The sequence below is a fragment of the Cytobacillus sp. FSL R5-0377 genome, from assembly GCF_038004385.1.
GTDB lineage: Bacteria > Bacillota > Bacilli > Bacillales > Cytobacillaceae > Cytobacillus.
This window is the reverse complement of the sequence record NZ_JBBORA010000001.1, coordinates 2,269,015-2,288,776: the sequence shown is the minus strand read 5'-3', so window position 1 is coordinate 2,288,776 and position 19,762 is coordinate 2,269,015. Positions and strand designations below refer to the sequence as shown.

Sequence of the window (19,762 nt, the reverse complement as noted above, 5' to 3'; positions counted from 1 at the left end):
TGCATGCTGCGGAAGTAGTTCAGTGGTAGAACATCACCTTGCCAAGGTGGGGGTCGCGGGTTCGAATCCCGTCTTCCGCTCCAAATGGGGCCTTAGCTCAGCTGGGAGAGCGCCTGCTTTGCACGCAGGAGGTCAGCGGTTCGATCCCGCTAGGCTCCACCAACATACATAATTTATTAATCCTTAAACCAATGTGGTTTAAGGTTTTTTTATTTTATAAATATCGGAACATCATCGAAAAAACTAGGACCTTTTCCCCTAACAGCCGCATATATATACACGATTTTGTCGAGTTGAGTCATGTGTTTGAAAGCGGTTAAAATATATATATGAAGGGAAAGGGAGGAGTTACATTATGAGTAGACAGAAATTATCGATAATTGGAATGCCAATGGATCTTGGCCAGATGAGACGCGGTGTAGACATGGGGCCAAGTGCAATCAGGTATGCCGGGGTGAATGAACGTTTAAAATGTTTATTTGAAGAAATCCATGACCAGGGCGATATTCCAGTCGGCCGCCCGGAGGTCCAAATCGATCCAAATTCAAATCTTCGCAACTTGCACCTTATTGCAGAGAAAACGGAAATGCTTGCAGAGAAAGTGGATCACGCAATAAAAGACGGATCCTTTCCATTAGTTCTAGGCGGTGACCACAGCATCGCAATTGGAACATTAGCAGGGGTTTCAAAGCACTATACAAACCTCGGGGTTATCTGGTATGATGCTCATGGTGATTTAAATACAGCTGAGACTTCACCTTCAGGAAACATACATGGCATGCCGCTTGCTGTAAGCCTCGGTATAGGCCATCCGCTATTAACCAATGTAGGGGGATATGGTCCAAAGATTAAGCCTGAGAATATTGTCATTATTGGGGCAAGGTCATTGGATGAAGGTGAGCGGGAGCTTATTAAGGAAAAAGGCATTAAAGTGTACACTATGCATGAAATTGACCGTCTTGGAATGACCAAGGTTATGGAAGAGTCTATTACATATTTAAAAGAACGAAATACAGATGGCGTTCATCTTTCCCTTGATTTGGATGGACTGGATCCTCATGATGCACCAGGGGTTGGCACTCCGGTAATTGGCGGAATCAGCTACCGTGAAAGCCACTTGGCCATGGAAATGCTTGCAGAAGCACAAATCATTACATCCGCTGAATTTGTAGAGGTTAATCCTATTTTGGATGACAAGAACAAAACAGCTACTGTAGCAGTCGCGCTTATGGGTTCATTGTTTGGGGAAAAGCTTTTGTAATAAAGGAAAAATAAAAATGAGCAGAACATAAACAAGTTCTGCTCATTTTTTTGCTGTGAGTGTATAATATTTATTTAGGAGTTCATCGAGTTTACTGCTGATGTCAACGACCATGTGATCTGTAAAAGAGCCGGAAGCTGCTAATTGGACCATTCTTGTCCGGCAATCCTCAATTTCTCTCAATAATTCCTTAATACACACCGTAACCAATCCTTTTCGATAAATTTAGTACTTTTATACCCTAATAGGAAAAAAATAAACCAGAATAAGTAAAAATTTGTTAATATAGAAATTGAATGTTTTTTAATTAAAATGAAACCTTTTCCGCTATCGATTCGTATTATCGATTAGCCGCACTGGAGCGGAGGTAAAAAAATGGAGACAATCGTAAAGAAGAGGATAAAGCAAGTATTAAAAGGCGACCAGGATGCTTATGCTGAAGTTGTTGAAATATACAAAGATAAAGTTTTTCAGATTTGCTACAGAATGCTGGGAAACAGGCATGAGGCAGAGGATATCGCTCAAGAGGCCTTCTTAAGAGCTTATGTTAATATTGCCAGTTTTAATATTGACCTTAAATTTTCCACATGGCTCTATCGGATTGCCACTAATCTTTGTATAGACAGAATCAGAAAAAAGAAGCCTGATTATTATTTGGATGCTGAGGTCGCCGGAACCGATGGCCTGAACATGTATTCTCAAATCGCTTCAGATGCGAGGCTGCCGGAGGATGATGTAGAAAGCCTGGAACTCCAGGAAACAATCCAAAGGGAAATATCAAAGCTTCCAGAGAAATATCGTTCAGTTATTGTTTTAAAATATATTGAGGAATTATCGCTGAACGAGATCAGTGAAACGCTCGACCTTCCATTGGGAACCGTAAAGACCCGGATTCACCGGGGCCGGGAAGCTCTTAGAAATCAATTAAGATATGTCTAATAAAGAGGGTGAGAACTTTGAAATGTCCAGCAGAAATGGTTGTTTATATGCACGAGTACCTAGATGAAGAGATCTCAGCCGAACATGAGAAGGAATTAAGGGCACATCTGCAAAACTGCGGGGAGTGTCAGACTCATTTCCATGAATTAAAGAAAACGATCGCTTTAGTCCAAAGCACTTCACATATACAGGCACCTGAAAATTTCACGGCAAATGTTATGGCGAAATTGCCAAAAGAAAAGCGGAAGGTCGGGGTTCAGCGCTGGTTCAGGCATCATCCGCTATTAACTGCGGCATCACTTTTTCTTGTTTTAATGATGGGAAGCGTTGTATCTTCCTGGGATCAGGATCATCAATTATCTGTTTCTAAACAGCCGAACCTTGTGGTGCAAAACGATAAGGTGATTGTACCTGAAGGTGAAGTGGTAAAAGGCGATGTAGTGGTGAAGAATGGCGACTTGGAAATTCAGGGTGAGGTTGAGGGCAATGTTACGGTCATCAATGGCCAGCAGTATATGGCTTCGGCCGGCAAGGTCACTGGAGAAATCGAAGAGGTTGATGCCATATTTGAATGGCTGTGGTATCACATCAAAACGGCAGCTAAAGATGCTGTAGATGTCTTTGAAACAGGAGAAAAAGACAAAGAATAATCATAGGAATAAAGAATATCCCTGCTAAGAGAAGCAGGGATTCTTAGTATGCAAATGACGATGGTGAATTTTCCAGAAGGTATCTGCTGTTTCAAAATTGGAATTAGCAATGAATATGATATAATATGAAAGTTACATAAAGGAACTTTTGGCATTTTTGCTTTTGAAATATATATTTGGAGGAAGGATAATGTCGTTTGCGGATTTCTCTATATTGAAATTGTTGGCTAATACAATAGACATTCTCCTTGTCTGGTACGTCATCTATAAACTTATAATGATTGTGAAAGGAACAAAGGCTGTTCAATTGCTGAAGGGGATTTTTGTCATCATCCTGGTTAAAGTAGCAAGCGACAAGTTCCATCTGCAAACATTAGGGTGGATGATGGAACAAGTACTATTATGGGGATTTCTGGCCATCATCATCATTTTCCAGCCTGAGCTGCGAAGAGCACTGGAGCAATTGGGAAGAGGTAGATTCTTCTCAAGGACAGCTAATCAGGAGGAGGAAAATCAGGAGAAACTAGTCGAGTCTATTGCGAAGGCTGTAGATTATATGGCTAAACGGCGCATTGGCGCGCTTATTTCAGTTGAGCGGGAAACAGGGCTGAACGATTATATAGAAACCGGTATTCAGCTTGATTCCAAAATTTCATCCGAGCTCCTGATTAATATTTTTATACCGAATACACCGCTGCATGATGGAGCTGTTATTATTCAAAAGAATTGCGTGGCAGCAGCAGCCTGTTATCTGCCTCTGTCAGAAAGTCCTTTCATCTCAAAAGAATTGGGCACAAGACATAGGGCTGCCTTAGGCATAAGTGAGGTAACTGACAGTATTACCATTATCGTATCAGAGGAAACAGGAAGTGTTTCCTTAACCAAAAACGGGGAGCTGCACCGTGACTTAAAAGCGGAGGCTTTTAAAGATATGCTTTCAAGTGAATTGCTTGTTCAGCAGAAAGTAAAGCAGACTTCTTCAGGTCTTTGGAACTGGAGGGGAAAAAAGAATGGATAAGTTAATTGATAAATTAGTGGATACCCGCTGGTTTATGAAAATTGTTGCCTTGATTCTTGCCCTTTTTCTTTTTGATTCTGTATATGATGCAGATAAGGAATTAAAGGAAATAAACGTTCCAGGCCAGCAGGATTCAGCAGTTATAGAAGATGTACCGGTGAAAAGCTATTATGATACGGAAAACCTGGTCGTAACAGGTACTCCGGAGACAGTTGATCTAAGTATTGAGGGCCCGAAGAGCCATCTTGAGTCAGCGAAGAAACAGCAGAATTTTGAAGTATATGTAGATTTGACGAATGCAGAAATTGGCTCGGAAAGAGTGGAAATTAAAATCCGTGATATTTCAGATAAATTGGATGTAACCATTAACCCTCAATATGCAGATGTAACCGTCCACGAAAAAGTGACACAGGAATTTAAAGTGGATGCGGAATTCAATAATGGCCTTCTTGGTGAAGGGTATACTGCTGAAGCGGCATCTGCAGAGCCAAAAACAGTTAAAATTACGGGAGCAAAAGAAGTGATTGAGCGGATCAGTTTTGTGAAAGCAACTCTGGATGTGAAAGGTCCTATAACGGACACAATCACTGATGAAGCAACAGTCAGGGTACTGGACCGTGAGATGAATAAGCTTGATGTTATTGTGGAGCCTCGGGTCATCCGGGTAACAGTCCCGGTTAAGCAGCTAAGCAAGAAGGTACCTATAACGATTGTCCGGAATGGGGACCCTCAGGAGGGGGTTACCATTAATTCAATTAAATTGGATATTAATGAGGCTTCTATAACGGGCCGTGAAGATGTTTTGAATGAGACAGAAAGCGTCAGGGTAGAGGTAGATGTCTCAAAGATTGAGAAAGATACTGTGCTCACCCTGCCGGTTATTATTCCGGATGGCATTTCTGCAGTTGATCCTAAAACAGTGAAGGTGTCTGTTGATATCAGCACTGAGGAAAACGCGGACAAGGAAGAAGAGGAAGTTACAGAGGAGCCTGCCGAAGAAACACAGGCACAGGATCAAGAGGAAACCAAGACCTTTTCAAATCTTGCCATAAGCTTAACCGGCTTATCCGAAGAATATGAAGCGGTCCTAAAGAACCCTGCTTCCGGAAGGACAAGTATTACGGTTACCGGGAAAAGCAGCATTGTTCAGGATCTCAAAGCGGAGGATTTTAATCTATCTATGAGCCTGGCTGACCTTGGAGAAGGTGATCATGAGGTGCCTATCAATATAGACGGCCCTTCAGGTGTGGATATAGAGCCTGCTGCAGGTAAAGCGACCGTTACGATTACACAAAAAGAAGAAGCATAATATAGTTTTTAAAGGTAGAAGGAGCGATAATATAATGGGTAAATATTTCGGTACAGATGGAGTACGCGGAGTTGCAAATAGTGAGTTGACACCGGAGCTGGCATTTAAGCTGGGCCGTTTTGGAGGTTATGTATTAACGAAAGACCATGATCGTCCGAAAGTATTAATCGGCCGGGATACCCGTATTTCAGGCCATATGCTCGAAGGTGCACTTGTCGCAGGGCTATTATCAATTGGAGCAGAAGTAATGCGCCTAGGAGTCATTTCAACCCCTGGTGTCGCTTATTTAACAAAAGCATTGGGAGCAGAGGCCGGTGTCATGATTTCAGCCTCTCATAACCCGGTTGAAGATAACGGAATCAAGTTTTTTGGCCCGGATGGGTTTAAGCTGTCCGATGATCAGGAAGCGGAGATTGAGGAATTAATGGATATGGCAGAAGACCAGCTTCCAAGACCTGTCGGAGGAAACCTGGGGCAGGTAAATGATTACTTCGAAGGCGGACAAAAGTATCTTCAATACTTGAAGCAGACAGTTGACGAAGATTTTTCCGGCATTCACATTGCGCTTGATTGTGCGCATGGAGCTACTTCGCCGCTTGCAACGCACCTGTTCGCTGACCTTGATGCAGATTTATCCATGATGGGTGCCTCTCCTAATGGGTTAAATATCAATGCAGGGGTCGGATCCACTCACCCTGAGGCACTATCTGCCTTTGTTAAGGAAAGAGAAGCAGATGTAGGTCTGGCATTCGACGGAGACGGAGACCGTTTGATTGCCATTGATGAAAATGGCGACATTGTGGATGGCGACCAAATCATGTATATTTGCGGAAAATACATGAAAGAACAGGGAAGACTTAAGCAGAATACAGTCGTTTCAACAGTCATGAGCAATCTTGGATTCTATAAAGGGCTGGAAGCCAATGGAGTGGAAAGTGTGCAGACCGCTGTAGGCGACCGCTATGTTGTGGAAGAAATGAAGAAGAACGGCTACAACCTTGGCGGAGAACAGTCAGGCCATATCATTTTCCTGGACTACATCACAACGGGAGATGGCCTTTTGACAGGGCTTCAGCTTGTGAACATTATGAAAGTGACCAAAAAGCCATTATCTGAGCTTGCAAACGAAATGAAGAAATTTCCTCAGAAGCTTGTGAATATCCGTGTAACAGACAAGCATCATGTGACAGACAATGAAAAAGTAAAAGAAGTCATTGCACAGGTTGAAGAAGAAATGAACGGAAACGGACGCATTCTTGTCCGCCCTTCCGGAACAGAGCCGCTTGTCCGTGTAATGGCAGAAGCGCCAACAGGTGAACTATGTGCGTCATATGTAGAGCGCATTGCTAATATTGTAGAAAGTGAAATGGGATTAAAAGAGTAGAAGCACAATTCATATGCATAAGGGAACTCATGAGCTCCCTTATGCATATTTTTATATATAGCAGCTTCTAGCTGTTCTATGCACATATTTGTTGACTGAAGTCTGACTTTGATGTATGATAGTCCTGTTTTTGTATTTACGAATACAATACAGCATCATTCAAGAAGAGAAAGGTGGATAGTGAGAAGATATAGTTTTTAAAGCGCCTGAACTGATCCTGGACGTAAGGATTAGTTGACGAGGAGGAGGTTTATCGAATGTTCGGCGGATGCCTCCCGGTTGAAAGCACAACCGATGATTTCTTCTTTAAAACATTCAGGCAACTGAATGGACAAAGAGAAGGAAATGCTAAAATTAAGAATCGCTCTTTTAAAAGGCTGTAATGCCTCACAGAGCGGCAATCATACAAAACAGAGATAAGGGGCAGGACTGCCCCGAAAAGGCTTCTTGCCCCTTCATTATTAGGAGGAAAAGAAGTATGTGTGGAATCGTTGGATATATCGGAAACTTAGATTCAAAGGAAATCTTATTAAAGGGCTTGGAAAAGCTTGAATATAGAGGCTATGATTCAGCTGGAATCGCAGTTATGAATGAGAACGGCGTTCAGGTTTTCAAGGAAAAGGGCCGCATTGCGGACCTTCGCAATATTGTGGATGAAGATGTGACGGCAAACACAGGAATTGGACACACCCGCTGGGCGACTCATGGTGTGCCAAGCACAGTCAATGCTCACCCTCATCAAAGCAATTCAGGCCGTTTTACGCTGGTTCATAATGGCGTTATTGAGAACTATGACATCTTAAAGCGTGAATATTTGCAGGGTGTAGCTCTTCAAAGTGATACAGATACAGAAATCATCGTTCAGATGATTGACTTATTCGTGAGCGAGGGATTAAGTACTGAAGAAGCGTTCCGTAAAACGCTGACACTTTTAAAAGGCTCTTATGCAATCGCTCTTTTGGATGCTAAAAACAACGAAACAATTTTTGTAGCGAAAAACAAGAGCCCGCTTCTGGTTGGCTTAGGCGACACTTTCAATGTAGTCGCTTCTGATGCAATGGCGATGCTGCAGGTGACTGATCAGTATGTTGAACTGATGGACAAAGAGATCGTTATTGTCACAAAAGAGGCTGTTAAAATTCAGACACTGAATGGCGAGGCGATCATCCGCGATCCTTATACAGCTGAATTAGATGCAAGCGATATTGAAAAGGGAACTTACCCTCACTACATGCTGAAAGAAATCGATGAGCAGCCTTTAGTGATGCGCAAAATCATCCAGAAGTATCAAAATGATAATGACGAGCTGACGATCGACCAGGAAATTGTTGAGGCGATGAACGACGCTGACCGCATCTATATCATTGCTGCAGGTACTTCTTATCATGCAGGACTTGTTGGAAAGCAGTTTATCGAAAAAATCGCAAAAATCCCAGTTGAAGTTCACATCTCAAGTGAGTTTGGCTACAATATGCCATTGCTTTCAGAGAAGCCGTTATTTATCTTTATCTCTCAAAGCGGTGAAACAGCAGACAGCCGGGCCGTGCTTGTGAATATTAAGGAAATGGGCCATAAGGCGTTAACGATTACTAACGTTCCAGGTTCTACTCTATCCCGTGAAGCGGATTACACATTATTGCTTCATGCAGGTCCTGAAATTGCCGTTGCTTCTACAAAGGCTTATACAGCCCAGATTGCTGTATTGTCCATACTTGCAGAAGTAACTGCGAATAGCCGCGGACTAGAGCTGGACTTCAACCTTGTGCAGGAGCTTGGCATCGTTGCGAATGCCATGGAAGTACTTTGTGATGCGAAGGAAGAGTTTGAAGATATTGCACGCAAATTCCTTTCTACTACTCGCAATGCGTTCTTCATTGGCCGTGGAATCGACTATTATGTCGGCCTTGAAGGTGCACTTAAACTGAAAGAAATCTCATATATTCAAGCTGAAGGCTTTGCAGGCGGAGAATTAAAGCACGGAACGATTGCTTTAATTGAGAACGGTACGCCAATCATTGCTCTGGCAACTCAAGAAAGTGTTAACCTGAGCATTCGCGGCAACGTTAAAGAGGTTGTTGCCCGCGGAGCAAACCCTTGCATCATTTCCATGAAAGGGCTGGAAACAGAAGAAGACAGCTTTATCATTCCGGAAGTGAACGAGCTATTAACACCTCTTATCTCTGTAATACCATTACAATTAATCTCTTACTATGCTGCACTGCACCGCGAGTGTGACGTAGATAAGCCGCGTAACCTGGCTAAGTCGGTTACTGTGGAGTAAGGAGATATTTCATCCTAAAACGAGTGAAAATTGGAGGACTCCTCCGGTTTTCCTCGTTTTTTTTTGTCCAAAAGCGAGGAAGCAGGATTTTGGACAAAAACAGAAGAATAAAGAAAAAAATTAGGGAACAGCCAATTAATCGCCAGCAGAAAACGGAAGATTGCTGATCGCAATGTTTTATGATGAAAGGAGGACTACTATGCCTTGTATCCATGAATTTGGAATACTAGATGATTTAGTTAAGCAAAAAAACTATATTCATTATGAACCGGACCAATATAATTGTATATCTGTTAATGATAATGTTATACAAGGTCTGGATAAATATTTATCTGTCATGAAAACCTATTTTCATTCAATTAGCCGCTCTGAATGCGGTTTAGCCTATTCGGGGATTACTATTATTTCCGCCTGAGTCATTATCATTATTTTACGATATCGTAACCTCATCAGAGTATTTTAATAAATCTAAAGAGCTTAATGAACTCGCTTTAAAAATCATACAAGCAACAAAGGAAGAGAAATACATGATTCATTTTGGAGTTTGAAATATAGAGTCTTAATTAATATTTAATTATAGAGTTTTCATTAAAGTAGGTGTTAGTTTGGATTACATAATGGATTTGGCAGAATCGCTGAGAAGTAAAAAGGTAAAAGTAAAGGAAATACCAAAATGGGGAGCATATTTGAGAAAGCAATGGGAAGACAGTTTTGCTGATCATCTTAGTGATAATGATAAGAGGTCCATTTATTTTTATGACGAAGATGGCTTTTGCGGCTACTTGTGGCATGTATTTAGTTATGAAAGAAGGAAGTGCTTAAAGGAGGAGGAGGCTGATATAGCGTTTAATAAAGAAGTAAAGAAGTATTGTTACATTTTTTATCAGCATTCGGATAATGCCTTAATCCTTGAACATGCTTCATCTTTAACAGCCAGGGACTTTGCAGAGCAAGAGGATATTTACGTAGTAGATAAAGAGTTTAATTGGACATATGCAGTAACCCATGAAACTGGCTGGTGCGGTCCATACTTTAGCCGAAAATGAGCTAATATCTCTTTACTTGAAGCGAATTCGGTCAGGATTTACAATCGTTTTCTCAAAGGGTATGATTTTTATAGATTAGTTAATAGATTATGGGAGCGGTATAATGAAAGAATTAACATTTAAATCGTACGACCAATTTCTTCAATTTAACGAGCATAAGGCAATGGAAAAAGCGGTCATGAAGGGGCTTCAGGGAGATGAGCTTGTAAAATTCAAGCTTGAATTCCTGCAAAGGGCTAAAACCATGTGGAAAGAGTATGATTGTGACCTTTGGCTGGAAAAACACGGATATGTCATCATAAATGTCTGGAAAGATGGAAGCGGTAAAAGAAAAGTGACAAGAGGAAGGCCGAAAAAGCTGGATTCTGAAAAATATTTGCACACTGTCCATGTAAGATTGGATGAAGAAACATATCGGCAGCTGACGAATCACTGCCAAGAGAATCAGATCGACGTATCTGAAGCTATTCGGGTACTGATTAAAACACTATAGAGGCAGAAATGGGAGATTCAACTTTCGAGTTTGAGTCTCCTTTTCATTTATACGGCCTTACTAAAATAAGAGAATATTAGATAATTGCCGAAATTTGCTATCTTTCTCTTTTCTTTTATTATTTTTTGTGATACATTAATTGTGCAGAGATAGTGATAATCATTTTCAATAAATAAAAAACTATACATATCAAGGCTCTTTTTTTTAACCATTTAATGATAATGATTATCATTCTTTCACAAGTAGTTTTATAGAAAAGACTTCTGATAATAAAAATGTTATGAGGGTTATCAATGAGATTATGGATGTTAGGAATTGCAGCCATCGTTCTATCTTTTATCTCGCTGTTTATCGGTGCAATAGATATAACGCCTATGGACCTGCTTAATTGGGAATCAGATGAAACACATATATTCCTTATTAGCCGCATTCCACGGTTACTGGCGATTATATTAGCGGGGGCAGGAATGAGTATTGCCGGTTTAATCATGCAGTCTTTAAGCCGGAATAAGTTTGTATCACCGACTACTGCCGGAACACTGGATGCAGCAAAACTTGGGATTTTAATTTCTATGCTATTTTTTACGAATGTCACTTATACACAGCAGGTTATTTTTAGCTTTGCCTTTGCTTTAGCAGGTACATTTCTCTTCATGCAGATTTTAGATCGTATAAAATTTAAAGATGTTATTTTCGTTCCGTTAATCGGCATTATGTATGGAAATATATTATCTTCGATTACTACGTTCCTTGGATATGAAGCGGATCTGCTCCAAAATCTATCTTCCTGGCTTATGGGAAGCTTTACTTTGATTATTGCTGGCCGCTATGAGCTTTTGTATGTCAGTATTCCAGCTATTGTTCTGGCGTATGTTTATGCGAATAAATTTACGGTTGCCGGAATGGGGGAGGATTTTGCAAAAAATCTTGGCTTAAGCTATAAGCTGGTATTGAACATCGGCCTGATCCTTGTTGCAGTTATCGCCACAACGGTGGTTCTTACTGTAGGGGTTATTCCATTTTTGGGACTAATCGTTCCCAATGTTGTCTCCATCTATTTAGGTGATAATCTGCGCAAAACGATCCCGCATACAGCGGTGCTGGGAATTGTCTTCTTATTAATCTGTGACATTCTGGGGCGCATCATTATTCACCCTTATGAAATTCCAGTTAATGTAACAGTGGCAGTGATAGGCAGTGCTATCTTCTTAACGATGCTGCTAAGGGGGAGAGCATATGCGAAATAGTACAAAACTGATCATGTTAGCAGCTATTGCTATTGTGTGTATTTTGCTATATGGCTTTTATGATATTAAAGGCGGATTTGATTATGCTTTTCCAAAGCGTATGCTTCGGGTTACAGCAATGATTATTACTGGAATCGCCATTTCTTACTCAACCGTTGTGTTCCAGACTATTACACATAACCGCATTTTAACACCTTCTGTTATGGGCCTGGATTCTATGTATCAAGTGGTACAGACATTAATCTACTTTTTTGCAGGTTCAATGTCAGTGTGGGTGTTAAATAAATACTTAAACTTTGGCGAAGCCATTTTGGCTATGGTCGTATTTGCCCTAATTTTGTACCGGTTTTTGTTCAGAGCTGATAAGCACCCTATTTATTTTCTGCTATTAATAGGGATGATTATAGGAACACTCCTGGGAAGCCTGGTCACATTCCTTCAGGTACTGATAGATCCAGTCGAATACTTAAGTCTTCAAAGCCGGCTGTTTGCGACCTTTACAAATGTGAAAGTAGAGTTATTATTTATTTCAATTGGCATCCTGGCTCTGGCGTTTCTATATGGCTACCTGATCATGGGAAAGCTGGATGTGATGTCGCTTGGCCGGGAAAATGCGATGAACCTTGGCATCAACTACGACAGTATGGTTATGAGAATTTTAATCCTTTCGTCCGTTTTAATTGCCACATCCACAGCGCTTGTTGGCCCTATTACGTTCTTTGGACTTATTGTTGCCAACCTCTCTTATCAATATCTGGTGACATATAAACATTCGATCCATATATTAGGGGCGAGTTTGATCAGTATCATTGCATTGGTAGGCGGTAATTTCCTTGTGGAACATATATTTGAGCTGCGTACGACATTAAGTGTCATCATTAACTTTATTGGCGGTATTTACTTTATCTATCTATTACTAAAGGAAAGTAGGGCAGCAGGATGATTGAAATCAAAGGATTAACAAAACAATTTGGTAAAAAGCCTGTTGTAGAGGATGTTACAGTCACAATCGAGCCGGGGACCATTACCTCTTTTATTGGACCGAATGGTGCCGGCAAGTCGACGCTTCTTTCTATGGTAAGCCGTTTATTAGAGGCGGATACTGGTGAAGTATTACTTGATCAGAACAATGTGAAAAAGTGGAAGTCCTCGGATTTTGCTAAGAGAGTATCCATTTTGAAACAGGCCAACTATCTCAATGTGAGACTGACAGTGCGCGAGCTTGTATCATTTGGGCGCTATCCCTATTCAAAAGGGCGTTTATCAGCTGAGGACGAAAAGTTTGTTGACCAAGCCATTGAATATATGAATCTGGATGAAATGGAAAACAAATATCTAGATGAATTGTCAGGCGGTCAGAAGCAGCGGGCATTTATTGCCATGGTCATTGCTCAGGATACGGATTATATCCTGCTGGATGAGCCATTAAATAATCTGGATATGAAGCATTCCGTGCAAATTATGAAAATTTTGCGCAAGCTGGTTGATGAACTTGGAAAGACGGTTGTCATTGTTTTGCATGACATCAATTTTGCATCCGTATATTCGGATCGTATCGTTGCGTTAAAAAATGGCCGGCTGATGAAAAATGGACCTACCCGGGAAATCATAGATTCGGATGTGCTTCGTGAAATTTATGATATGGATATCCCCATTCAGGAACAGAATGGCTGCAGGATCTGCGTGTACTTTAACTCGCATACCTAAACAATAGATTCCTGGAGAAGTCTATTATCTTTCTCCAGGAATCTGATTACTGTGTGTAATATTTTTGAACTTATGGAAAATAAATTAAAAACTTCACAAAAAGTTATTGACTAATAAAGATTATTCAATAATAATTATCATCATAGTTGATAATGATAATCAATATCAATAAAACACGAAAAAAGGGAGAGTTACTTAAGATGAAAAAAGTTCTTTATGTCTTGTTAGCAGCAATGGTATTATTGCTTGCTGCATGTGGATCCAGCGAAGAAGCTTCAAAGGACGAATCAGCTGACAAAGCTGAAGCAAGCCAATCTGAAGAAACAAATGCATCTGAAGCAGAAGGAAGTGCTGCTTATCCAATGACAGTTTCTCCGACAGTTGCTTCAGTAGAAGGCAATGAAGGTGGAGCAACTAATTTTGAAGATGTAAAATTTGAAAAGATGCCAGAAAAAATTGCTGTATTTGATTACGGTTTTCTGGATACATTGGATGCTTTAGGAGTTGAGGGGATTGTTGGGGTTGCGAAGGATTCTACCCTGCCTGCTCACCTTGAAAAATACGCATCTGATGAGTATGAAAGTGTTGGCGGTTTAAAGGAACCATTACTTGAAGATATTGCTGAAATGGACCCGGATGTAATCTTCATCTCTGGACGTCAGTCAGCTTTCTATGAAGAATTAAAAGAAATTGCTCCTGTTGTGTTTGTTGGAACTTCGGATGCTGACTACTGGAACACATTCCAATCTTCTGTTGATCTGGCAGCGAAAATGTTCGGCAAAGAAGCAGAAGCTGAAGAATACAAAGCAAAATATGATTCAGCTTTAGAAGAAATCAAAGCGTTAGCTGGAAACTATGAAAGTTCTTTAGTAACAATGTATAACGAAGGTAAACTATCAGGATTTGCAACAAATTCCCGTTTTGGCTACATGTATGATGTTTATGGATTTAAGCCGGTAACAGAAGATATCGAAGCATCTTCTCATGGATCTAACTTCGGTTTTGAAGCGATCCTGGAATTTAACCCGCAAGTACTATTCGTCATTGACCGTACAGCAGCTGTTGGCGGCGACTCTAATATTAAAGAGGATATGGAAAATGACATCATTAAGAAAGCAGATGCTTATCAAAACAAAAAAATCGTTTACCTGGATGGACCACTTTGGTACCTGAGCGGTGGCGGTTTACAATCAGAGCTTGCTAAAATTGAAGAAGTTTTAACTGAGCTGAAGTAATTAACCTGTAAGGGCTGTCTGGAGAATCTGTAGGGACTCTCCGGCGGCCCTTTTTTAAAAGGAAATTCATTTTATTAAAGGGGCGGGAAATATGAAACAAATTAACAGATATATCGATTCCGTTTTTTATAACCAAGATGATATTCTGGAGGGTGTTCTTAATTCTATAAAAGAGAATGGCATGCGATCCATATCCGTTTCTCCTTCTACTGGAAAGCTTCTTACGCTGCTGGTATCTATGTCAGGTGCAAAGAATGTCCTTGAGATTGGGGCGCTTGGTGGATATAGCGGGATTTGTTTAGCCAGGGGTTTTACTCAGGCAGGAAATTTAACATCTCTTGAGCTCGTAGAGAGTTACGCAGAATTAGCACACAATAATCTGGCTAAAGCCGGGTTTGGGGATCAAGTATCCTATTTGACCGGCCCAGCTATAGAAAGCCTCGAAAAGCTTGTTGGCGATAACCGGCAATTTGATTTTTTCTTTATCGATGCAGATAAAGAAAATTACGGAAACTATCTGGAATATTGCATCAGACTGGCGGATAATGGGGCTTTAATTGTTTGTGATAATGTATTGGCAAGAGGCAGTGTAGCCGATGAGAGTGCTGAACCTGGACGTCATACTGAATTCATGAAAAAATTTAATAAAACAGTGGCTGATCATCCTCAATTGGAATCTTTGCTTATTCCTATTGGTGATGGCCTGACGATCTCAAAAGTAAAAAAGTAATTAATTCAATAAGGTAAAAAAGTACAATCGTAAATTTTCCAAGCTAATTTGCATAGACAAGAGGCTGGATGCTAGGCATAGCATTCAGTCTTTTACCCATTGATCTGAAATACTAGGACTGCGGTAATAATTCCAGAAAAATCCCCTGCGTTTAGCCTATTTCCTGATCTAAAATTGACATCAATATTTTTGTTGATTATTATGAACTCTAAATAAAAAATTGCGGATGTGTTTTGGGGAAGACTAAACAGGCCGTTTAGCACCAGGACTTTTACATTTTTAGGTTATTGGATCATTTGGGAGTGAGACATCATATGCAGGAAGAAAAATTAGAAAGAGGTCTAAAAAATAGACACGTCCAGCTAATCGCTATTGGTGGCGCCATTGGAACAGGTTTATTTCTGGGAGCAGGGAAGTCCATCCATTTAGCAGGGCCATCGATTTTATTTGCATACGTCCTTACAGGGCTTGTTTGCTTTTTAATCATGCGGTCACTCGGAGAATTATTGCTATCAAATTTGAAATATCATTCCTTTGTCGACTTTGTGCAGGATTATTTAGGTGATATGCCAGCATTTATTACTGGGTGGACCTACTGGTTTTGCTGGATTTCAATCGCAATGGCGGATTTAACCGCAGTTGGCCTCTATACTCAGTACTGGTTTCCAGATGTGCCGCAGTGGATGCCAGGATTAATTGCACTGATTATTTTGTTGTTTATGAACCTGGCCACCGTCAAAATTTTTGGTGAAATGGAATTCTGGTTTGCATTAATCAAGATCATCGCTATTCTGGCATTAATTGTTATCGGTATATTCATGATTTTTAAAGGCTTTTCAACCAATTCGGGCCAATCCAGTTTTACGAATTTGTGGAGCCACGGCGGAATGTTTCCAAATGGCATGAATGGTTTTATACTCTCCTTTCAGATGGTAATGTTTGCATTTGTTGGAATTGAACTTGTAGGACTTACAGCAGGCGAAACAGAAGACCCGGAAAAGGTCATTCCAAAAGCGATTAATAATATCCCTATACGAATCATTATTTTCTATATTGGCGCCCTTTTCGTTATTATGAGTATTTATCCGTGGAGTGCAATCAAACCTGCGGAAAGTCCATTCGTCCAGGTCTTTGCGGCGGCAGGAATTGCTGCAGCTGCTGGTATTATTAATTTTGTCGTGCTGACTTCAGCTGCTTCGGCTTGTAATAGTGCCATCTTTAGTACAAGCAGGATGATGTACTCACTTGCCAAAGATAAGAATGCACCTGAATCTTTAGCAAAGCTTAATCGACGTAAAGTACCTTCAAATGCGCTGTTCTTTTCAACTGTGATTATTTTAATTGCTGTTATTCTGAACTATATAATGCCAGAAGGTGTATTTACCCTGATTACAAGTATTTCTACAGTGTGTTTCATCTATATTTGGGGTATTACAGTCATTTCTCATTTGAAATACCGCAAAAAAAGGCCCGATCTAGCCAAAGTGAATAAATTTAAATTGCCTCTTTATCCCTTTTCGAACTACTTAATCCTGGCTTTCCTGGCATTCGTCCTTGTAGTGCTTGCACTTGCGGAAGATACACGTGTGGCCTTGTTTGTGACTCCAGTTTGGTTCATATTGCTGATTATCATTTATAAGATAAAAAAATTAGGTTAAACTAGCTGATCAGCGAAAGATAGTGTGGATTTAAATGTATGGTTAGAAAACTTAGATCTGAACTGAAAAAACCTGGTGAGAAATTTTCTCATCAGGTTTTTTCTATCTGCATTATATTATTTTTCCCATAAGGGGCTCCTTTCACATCATTGCCTGCAGTTTAGTATGTTTCTGCTTTCTCTCCCGCTACTCCCGTAGTACATGAATAAGCTTCCTTGAATACTCACCGCACGCACGAAGAGAGTGCGCATGCATTTTCGAGGATCTCGCACCTTCCACTTCAATAGTCTCAATTTAAGGCTCTTAAAAATAAAGAGGCGGATGCTTATAGCAATCCGCCTCAGGCTGTCGAGAAACTCTCGACAGCTTTTATTTTTATCATTAACTTTATTAATTCACTGCGTTAATTTGATATAATATAATTAATTTTACTTAGGATGGTGGATGGCATGTTCAAACCGAAAAGAGAATCACAAAATGAAGCGGAATTTGTTTTTATTGAAGATTTAGTCCCTGAAGATCATCTTTTAAGAAAAGTTGATAAGTACATAGATTTTTCTTTTATCGGGGAGAAAGTCCGTCCCTTCTATTCAGAGAATAACGGGCGTCCTTCGGACCCCATTATGCTTTTTAAGATGATGTTCATTGGTTACTTTTATGGCATCCGTTCAGAACGACAATTAGAACGGGAAGTACAGATGAATGTGGCGTACCGATGGTTCCTTGGCTTGAAGCTCAATGATCCTGTTCCGGACCATTCAACCATCAGTTGGAACCGGCGAACTCGTTTTAAAGATACAAATATTTTTCAAGAGATCTTTGATGAAATTGTCCATCAAGCCATTAGTCATAAAATGGTCGGTGGAAGAGTTTTATTTACTGACTCCACTCACCTTAAAGCGAATGCAAACAAGCACAAATTCACTCGTGAAGAAGTAGAAATTGAAACTCGGGAATATATAGATGAACTTAATAAAGCTATTGAGGAAGACAGGTCAAACCACGGAAAAAAGCGCTAAAAGAAAGAGAGGAGGTGACAGAGACCAAGGAAATCCGAAAAAGTACAACCGATCCAGATTGCGGATTCATGTCCAGGGAAAATAAGCAGGAAATGTTCTGTTACTTAGACCACCGAACAACGGATATGAAGTTCAATATCATAACGGATGCCTATGTTACTCCTGGAAATGTCCATGACTCTATCCCTTATCTTTCTAGATTGGATCGTCAGATCGATCGTTTTGGATTTAAAGTAGAAGCAGTGGCACTCGACTCAGGTTATTTAACGAATCCCATTTGTAAAGGGCTTCACGACAGAAGCATTTTTGGTGTAATTGCACATCGGAGATATCAGCCGACCAAAGGATTATTTCCAAAATGGAAGTTTACCTATCATAAAGAACAAGATATCTATGTTTGTCCAAATGGCCAGAAGCTAGTTTATCGCACAACAACAAGAGAAGGGTACAGAGAGTACAAGTCTGATTCTAAAAAGTGTTCAGAATGCCCACTCCTGAAGGAGTGCACAAGGTCAAAGAACAAACAAAAGGTCCTAACACGCCATGTGTGGGAAGAATTTAAAGAGAAAGTGCGCCTAAACAGACTCTCCCTCTCCGGAAAAATTCTTTATAAATATAGAAAAGAGAAAGTTGAGCGAAGCTTCGCAGATTCAAAAGAACTGCATGGGCTTCGCTATTGCCGGTTACGGGGATTGCACAATGCGAGTGAGCAAGTATTACTCACCGCAGCGTGCCAGAATATGAAAAAGATCGCCACTCACCTAGCCAAGCTAGGATAATTGTGGCGATCTATTGTTTTTCCATAAAAAAAGCCTATTTTTAAGTCAGTAATTGAGAAAATAAAAAAAGCTTGTGGAAAAATCATACCTTTCTCCACAAGCTGAGGCGGATGCTTATAGCAATCCGCCTTTTATATAATAATTCTGAAGCAAATGAGCAATCCAATTTAAATCAGGGCTGCCTTGGATATTTGAGATCAATCCTTTTACAATGGCAGGCCGCAGGCTCGATTCCAAGACATCCTGCTTAAGAAGGACAAGAGATTCCTTCTCAATCGATTCATCTAATTCCTCGATTTTCTGCTCTATGATTTCAATCATTTGCCCATCTGTCATTTCTTCATGCCCGGCCTTCCTGAACGTGTCGTAGAGCTCGTCCGTTATAAACGGAATGGCCGAGTGCTTAGCCAGGAGGTCCGTTTTTTCCGCAAGTGACCGGCATAAAAGGTCCAAATCCAAGGGCACATTGAAAAATAGGAAAATATGAGAGTATACATGCATGAAGCCTTTAATGCAATAAATTAAATCATATTTAGTATGCTGGACAGCCTCACCATATAGCTGATCCAACATTGATAGGGTGATATCATCAATTAATTGATCAAAGTGGCGCCCTTTTGATATCAGTTCTTCATTAAAGCTATGCGCCTGTTCTTTAATAAAAACCTTTGCGAAGTCAGAATGCTTTTGAAAGGAGTGGAAAGTGGTGTAAAAGAACTTCCTCAAAAGCTCTTCGCCCGTATTATTCGGGTCCTTGACTATTCGGTCAATATCTGAGATAAACTGATCCATAAACTGATCGATCAAAGCCATGATCAACTCATCTTTTGATTTAAATGATAAGTAGAAAGCTCCTTTGGAAATACCGGAGTGAACGGTGATCTGCTGAACAGAGGTAGCTTCAAACCCTTGCTTGGCAAAGAGTTCTAAAGCGCTTTCCATAATTAATTGCTTTTTGCTCATGTATGAATGTCACTCCTTTATGATTGACAAATGACCACCCGGT

Annotated in this window: 19 protein-coding genes, 2 tRNA genes and 1 pseudogene; 20 read left to right on the top strand and 2 right to left on the bottom strand. The window is 40.4% G+C overall.

Going from position 1 to position 19,762, the window contains the following annotated elements:
* The first annotated feature begins 8 nt into the window (after window positions 1-8).
* From NSQ49_RS11745 to rocF, 3 genes are all read left to right on the top strand, one after another.
* Window positions 9-83, top strand: a tRNA-Gly gene (locus NSQ49_RS11745).
* 3 nt (window positions 84-86) lie between these two features.
* A tRNA-Ala gene (locus NSQ49_RS11740) sits at window positions 87-162 on the top strand.
* A 193-nt stretch (window positions 163-355) separates the two neighbouring features.
* The gene (gene rocF, locus NSQ49_RS11735) at window positions 356-1,261 is read left to right on the top strand and encodes an arginase (protein WP_159871359.1); all 906 of its coding nucleotides are present in this window, start codon (window positions 356-358) and stop codon (window positions 1,259-1,261) included.
* Window positions 1,262-1,303: 42 nt separating this feature from the next.
* Here the strand turns inward: rocF and NSQ49_RS11730 are convergent, their stop codons facing one another.
* A complete protein-coding gene (locus NSQ49_RS11730) occupies window positions 1,304-1,462 on the bottom strand; it encodes an aspartyl-phosphate phosphatase Spo0E family protein (RefSeq protein ID WP_159871361.1) in 159 nt (52 codons plus the stop codon).
* A gap of 174 nt (window positions 1,463-1,636) precedes the next feature.
* On the opposite strand from NSQ49_RS11730, the gene sigW reads away from it, so the two are divergent.
* The 17 genes and pseudogenes from sigW (at window position 1,637) to NSQ49_RS11645 (ending at window position 18,756) form a co-directional block, all read left to right on the top strand.
* Entirely contained in the window at window positions 1,637-2,200 is a 564-nt protein-coding gene (gene sigW / locus NSQ49_RS11725) for an RNA polymerase sigma factor SigW (protein WP_061794087.1), read from the top strand.
* Between the two features lie 17 nt (window positions 2,201-2,217).
* On the top strand, window positions 2,218-2,850 hold the full coding sequence (locus tag NSQ49_RS11720; protein ID WP_159871363.1) for an anti-sigma factor family protein: 633 nt from the start codon (window positions 2,218-2,220) through the stop codon (window positions 2,848-2,850).
* 190 nt (window positions 2,851-3,040) lie between these two features.
* The gene (gene cdaA / locus NSQ49_RS11715; protein WP_159871365.1) at window positions 3,041-3,868 is read left to right on the top strand and encodes a diadenylate cyclase CdaA; all 828 of its coding nucleotides are present in this window, start codon (window positions 3,041-3,043) and stop codon (window positions 3,866-3,868) included.
* A complete protein-coding gene (locus NSQ49_RS11710) occupies window positions 3,861-5,177 on the top strand; it encodes a CdaR family protein (RefSeq protein ID WP_251284282.1) in 1,317 nt (438 codons plus the stop codon). Before cdaA ends, NSQ49_RS11710 begins: the two co-directional genes overlap by 8 nt.
* A gap of 34 nt (window positions 5,178-5,211) precedes the next feature.
* Entirely contained in the window at window positions 5,212-6,561 is a 1,350-nt protein-coding gene (gene glmM / locus NSQ49_RS11705; protein WP_251284283.1) for a phosphoglucosamine mutase, read from the top strand.
* Window positions 6,562-6,818: 257 nt separating this feature from the next.
* Entirely contained in the window at window positions 6,819-6,944 is a 126-nt protein-coding gene (locus tag NSQ49_RS11700; RefSeq protein ID WP_268891691.1) for a hypothetical protein, read from the top strand.
* A gap of 95 nt (window positions 6,945-7,039) precedes the next feature.
* Window positions 7,040-8,842, top strand: a complete 1,803-nt coding sequence (gene glmS / locus NSQ49_RS11695) for a glutamine--fructose-6-phosphate transaminase (isomerizing) (RefSeq protein WP_159871371.1) — start codon at window positions 7,040-7,042, stop codon at window positions 8,840-8,842.
* 199 nt (window positions 8,843-9,041) lie between these two features.
* Window positions 9,042-9,390 (top strand): annotated as a pseudogene (locus NSQ49_RS11690) (short-chain dehydrogenase).
* A gap of 69 nt (window positions 9,391-9,459) precedes the next feature.
* The gene (locus NSQ49_RS11685) at window positions 9,460-9,888 is read left to right on the top strand and encodes a DUF4275 family protein (RefSeq protein ID WP_159871414.1); all 429 of its coding nucleotides are present in this window, start codon (window positions 9,460-9,462) and stop codon (window positions 9,886-9,888) included.
* Between the two features lie 103 nt (window positions 9,889-9,991).
* A complete protein-coding gene (locus NSQ49_RS11680) occupies window positions 9,992-10,381 on the top strand; it encodes a ribbon-helix-helix protein, CopG family (RefSeq protein ID WP_159871375.1) in 390 nt (129 codons plus the stop codon).
* Between the two features lie 293 nt (window positions 10,382-10,674).
* Window positions 10,675-11,628, top strand: a complete 954-nt coding sequence (locus tag NSQ49_RS11675; protein WP_159871377.1) for an ABC transporter permease — start codon at window positions 10,675-10,677, stop codon at window positions 11,626-11,628.
* Window positions 11,618-12,571, top strand: a complete 954-nt coding sequence (locus NSQ49_RS11670; RefSeq protein ID WP_251284284.1) for an iron chelate uptake ABC transporter family permease subunit — start codon at window positions 11,618-11,620, stop codon at window positions 12,569-12,571. Before NSQ49_RS11675 ends, NSQ49_RS11670 begins: the two co-directional genes overlap by 11 nt.
* Window positions 12,568-13,335, top strand: a complete 768-nt coding sequence (locus tag NSQ49_RS11665) for an iron ABC transporter ATP-binding protein (protein ID WP_159871383.1) — start codon at window positions 12,568-12,570, stop codon at window positions 13,333-13,335. Before NSQ49_RS11670 ends, NSQ49_RS11665 begins: the two co-directional genes overlap by 4 nt.
* 200 nt (window positions 13,336-13,535) lie before the next feature.
* The gene (locus NSQ49_RS11660; RefSeq protein ID WP_159871386.1) at window positions 13,536-14,570 is read left to right on the top strand and encodes a siderophore ABC transporter substrate-binding protein; all 1,035 of its coding nucleotides are present in this window, start codon (window positions 13,536-13,538) and stop codon (window positions 14,568-14,570) included.
* A 91-nt stretch (window positions 14,571-14,661) separates the two neighbouring features.
* A complete protein-coding gene (locus NSQ49_RS11655) occupies window positions 14,662-15,300 on the top strand; it encodes an O-methyltransferase (RefSeq protein WP_159871389.1) in 639 nt (212 codons plus the stop codon).
* A gap of 314 nt (window positions 15,301-15,614) precedes the next feature.
* Entirely contained in the window at window positions 15,615-16,958 is a 1,344-nt protein-coding gene (locus tag NSQ49_RS11650; protein ID WP_251284285.1) for an amino acid permease, read from the top strand.
* A gap of 449 nt (window positions 16,959-17,407) precedes the next feature.
* Window positions 17,408-18,756, top strand: a protein-coding gene (locus NSQ49_RS11645; RefSeq protein WP_159871978.1) for an IS1182 family transposase whose coding sequence is annotated in 2 segments (ribosomal slippage) — window positions 17,408-17,972 and window positions 17,972-18,756 — 1,350 coding nt in all. Because the reading frame shifts where the segments join, the coding sequence is not laid out codon by codon here.
* A gap of 114 nt (window positions 18,757-18,870) precedes the next feature.
* On the opposite strand, the gene NSQ49_RS11640 is transcribed toward NSQ49_RS11645, so the two are convergent.
* Complete coding sequence (locus NSQ49_RS11640; protein WP_159871395.1) at window positions 18,871-19,719, bottom strand: TetR/AcrR family transcriptional regulator; 849 nt, start codon at window positions 19,717-19,719, stop codon at window positions 18,871-18,873.
* Between the last annotated feature and the right edge of the window lie 43 nt (window positions 19,720-19,762).

Excerpts from the sequence above, each read along its gene's own strand:
- rocF (WP_159871359.1), top strand. The coding sequence starts at position 356 with ATGAGTAGACAGAAATTATCGATAATTGGAATGCCAATGGATCTTGGC.
- sigW (WP_061794087.1), top strand. The coding sequence starts at position 1,637 with ATGGAGACAATCGTAAAGAAGAGGATAAAGCAAGTATTAAAAGGCGAC.
- cdaA (WP_159871365.1), top strand. The coding sequence starts at position 3,041 with ATGTCGTTTGCGGATTTCTCTATATTGAAATTGTTGGCTAATACAATA.
- NSQ49_RS11710 (WP_251284282.1), top strand. The coding sequence starts at position 3,861 with ATGGATAAGTTAATTGATAAATTAGTGGATACCCGCTGGTTTATGAAA.
- glmM (WP_251284283.1), top strand. The coding sequence starts at position 5,212 with ATGGGTAAATATTTCGGTACAGATGGAGTACGCGGAGTTGCAAATAGT.
- NSQ49_RS11700 (WP_268891691.1), top strand. The coding sequence starts at position 6,819 with ATGTTCGGCGGATGCCTCCCGGTTGAAAGCACAACCGATGATTTCTTC.
- glmS (WP_159871371.1), top strand. The coding sequence starts at position 7,040 with ATGTGTGGAATCGTTGGATATATCGGAAACTTAGATTCAAAGGAAATC.
- NSQ49_RS11685 (WP_159871414.1), top strand. The coding sequence starts at position 9,460 with ATGGATTTGGCAGAATCGCTGAGAAGTAAAAAGGTAAAAGTAAAGGAA.
- NSQ49_RS11680 (WP_159871375.1), top strand. The coding sequence starts at position 9,992 with ATGAAAGAATTAACATTTAAATCGTACGACCAATTTCTTCAATTTAAC.
- NSQ49_RS11675 (WP_159871377.1), top strand. The coding sequence starts at position 10,675 with ATGAGATTATGGATGTTAGGAATTGCAGCCATCGTTCTATCTTTTATC.
- NSQ49_RS11670 (WP_251284284.1), top strand. The coding sequence starts at position 11,618 with ATGCGAAATAGTACAAAACTGATCATGTTAGCAGCTATTGCTATTGTG.
- NSQ49_RS11665 (WP_159871383.1), top strand. The coding sequence starts at position 12,568 with ATGATTGAAATCAAAGGATTAACAAAACAATTTGGTAAAAAGCCTGTT.
- NSQ49_RS11660 (WP_159871386.1), top strand. The coding sequence starts at position 13,536 with ATGAAAAAAGTTCTTTATGTCTTGTTAGCAGCAATGGTATTATTGCTT.
- NSQ49_RS11655 (WP_159871389.1), top strand. The coding sequence starts at position 14,662 with ATGAAACAAATTAACAGATATATCGATTCCGTTTTTTATAACCAAGAT.
- NSQ49_RS11650 (WP_251284285.1), top strand. The coding sequence starts at position 15,615 with ATGCAGGAAGAAAAATTAGAAAGAGGTCTAAAAAATAGACACGTCCAG.
- NSQ49_RS11640 (WP_159871395.1), bottom strand. The coding sequence starts at position 19,719 with ATGAGCAAAAAGCAATTAATTATGGAAAGCGCTTTAGAACTCTTTGCC.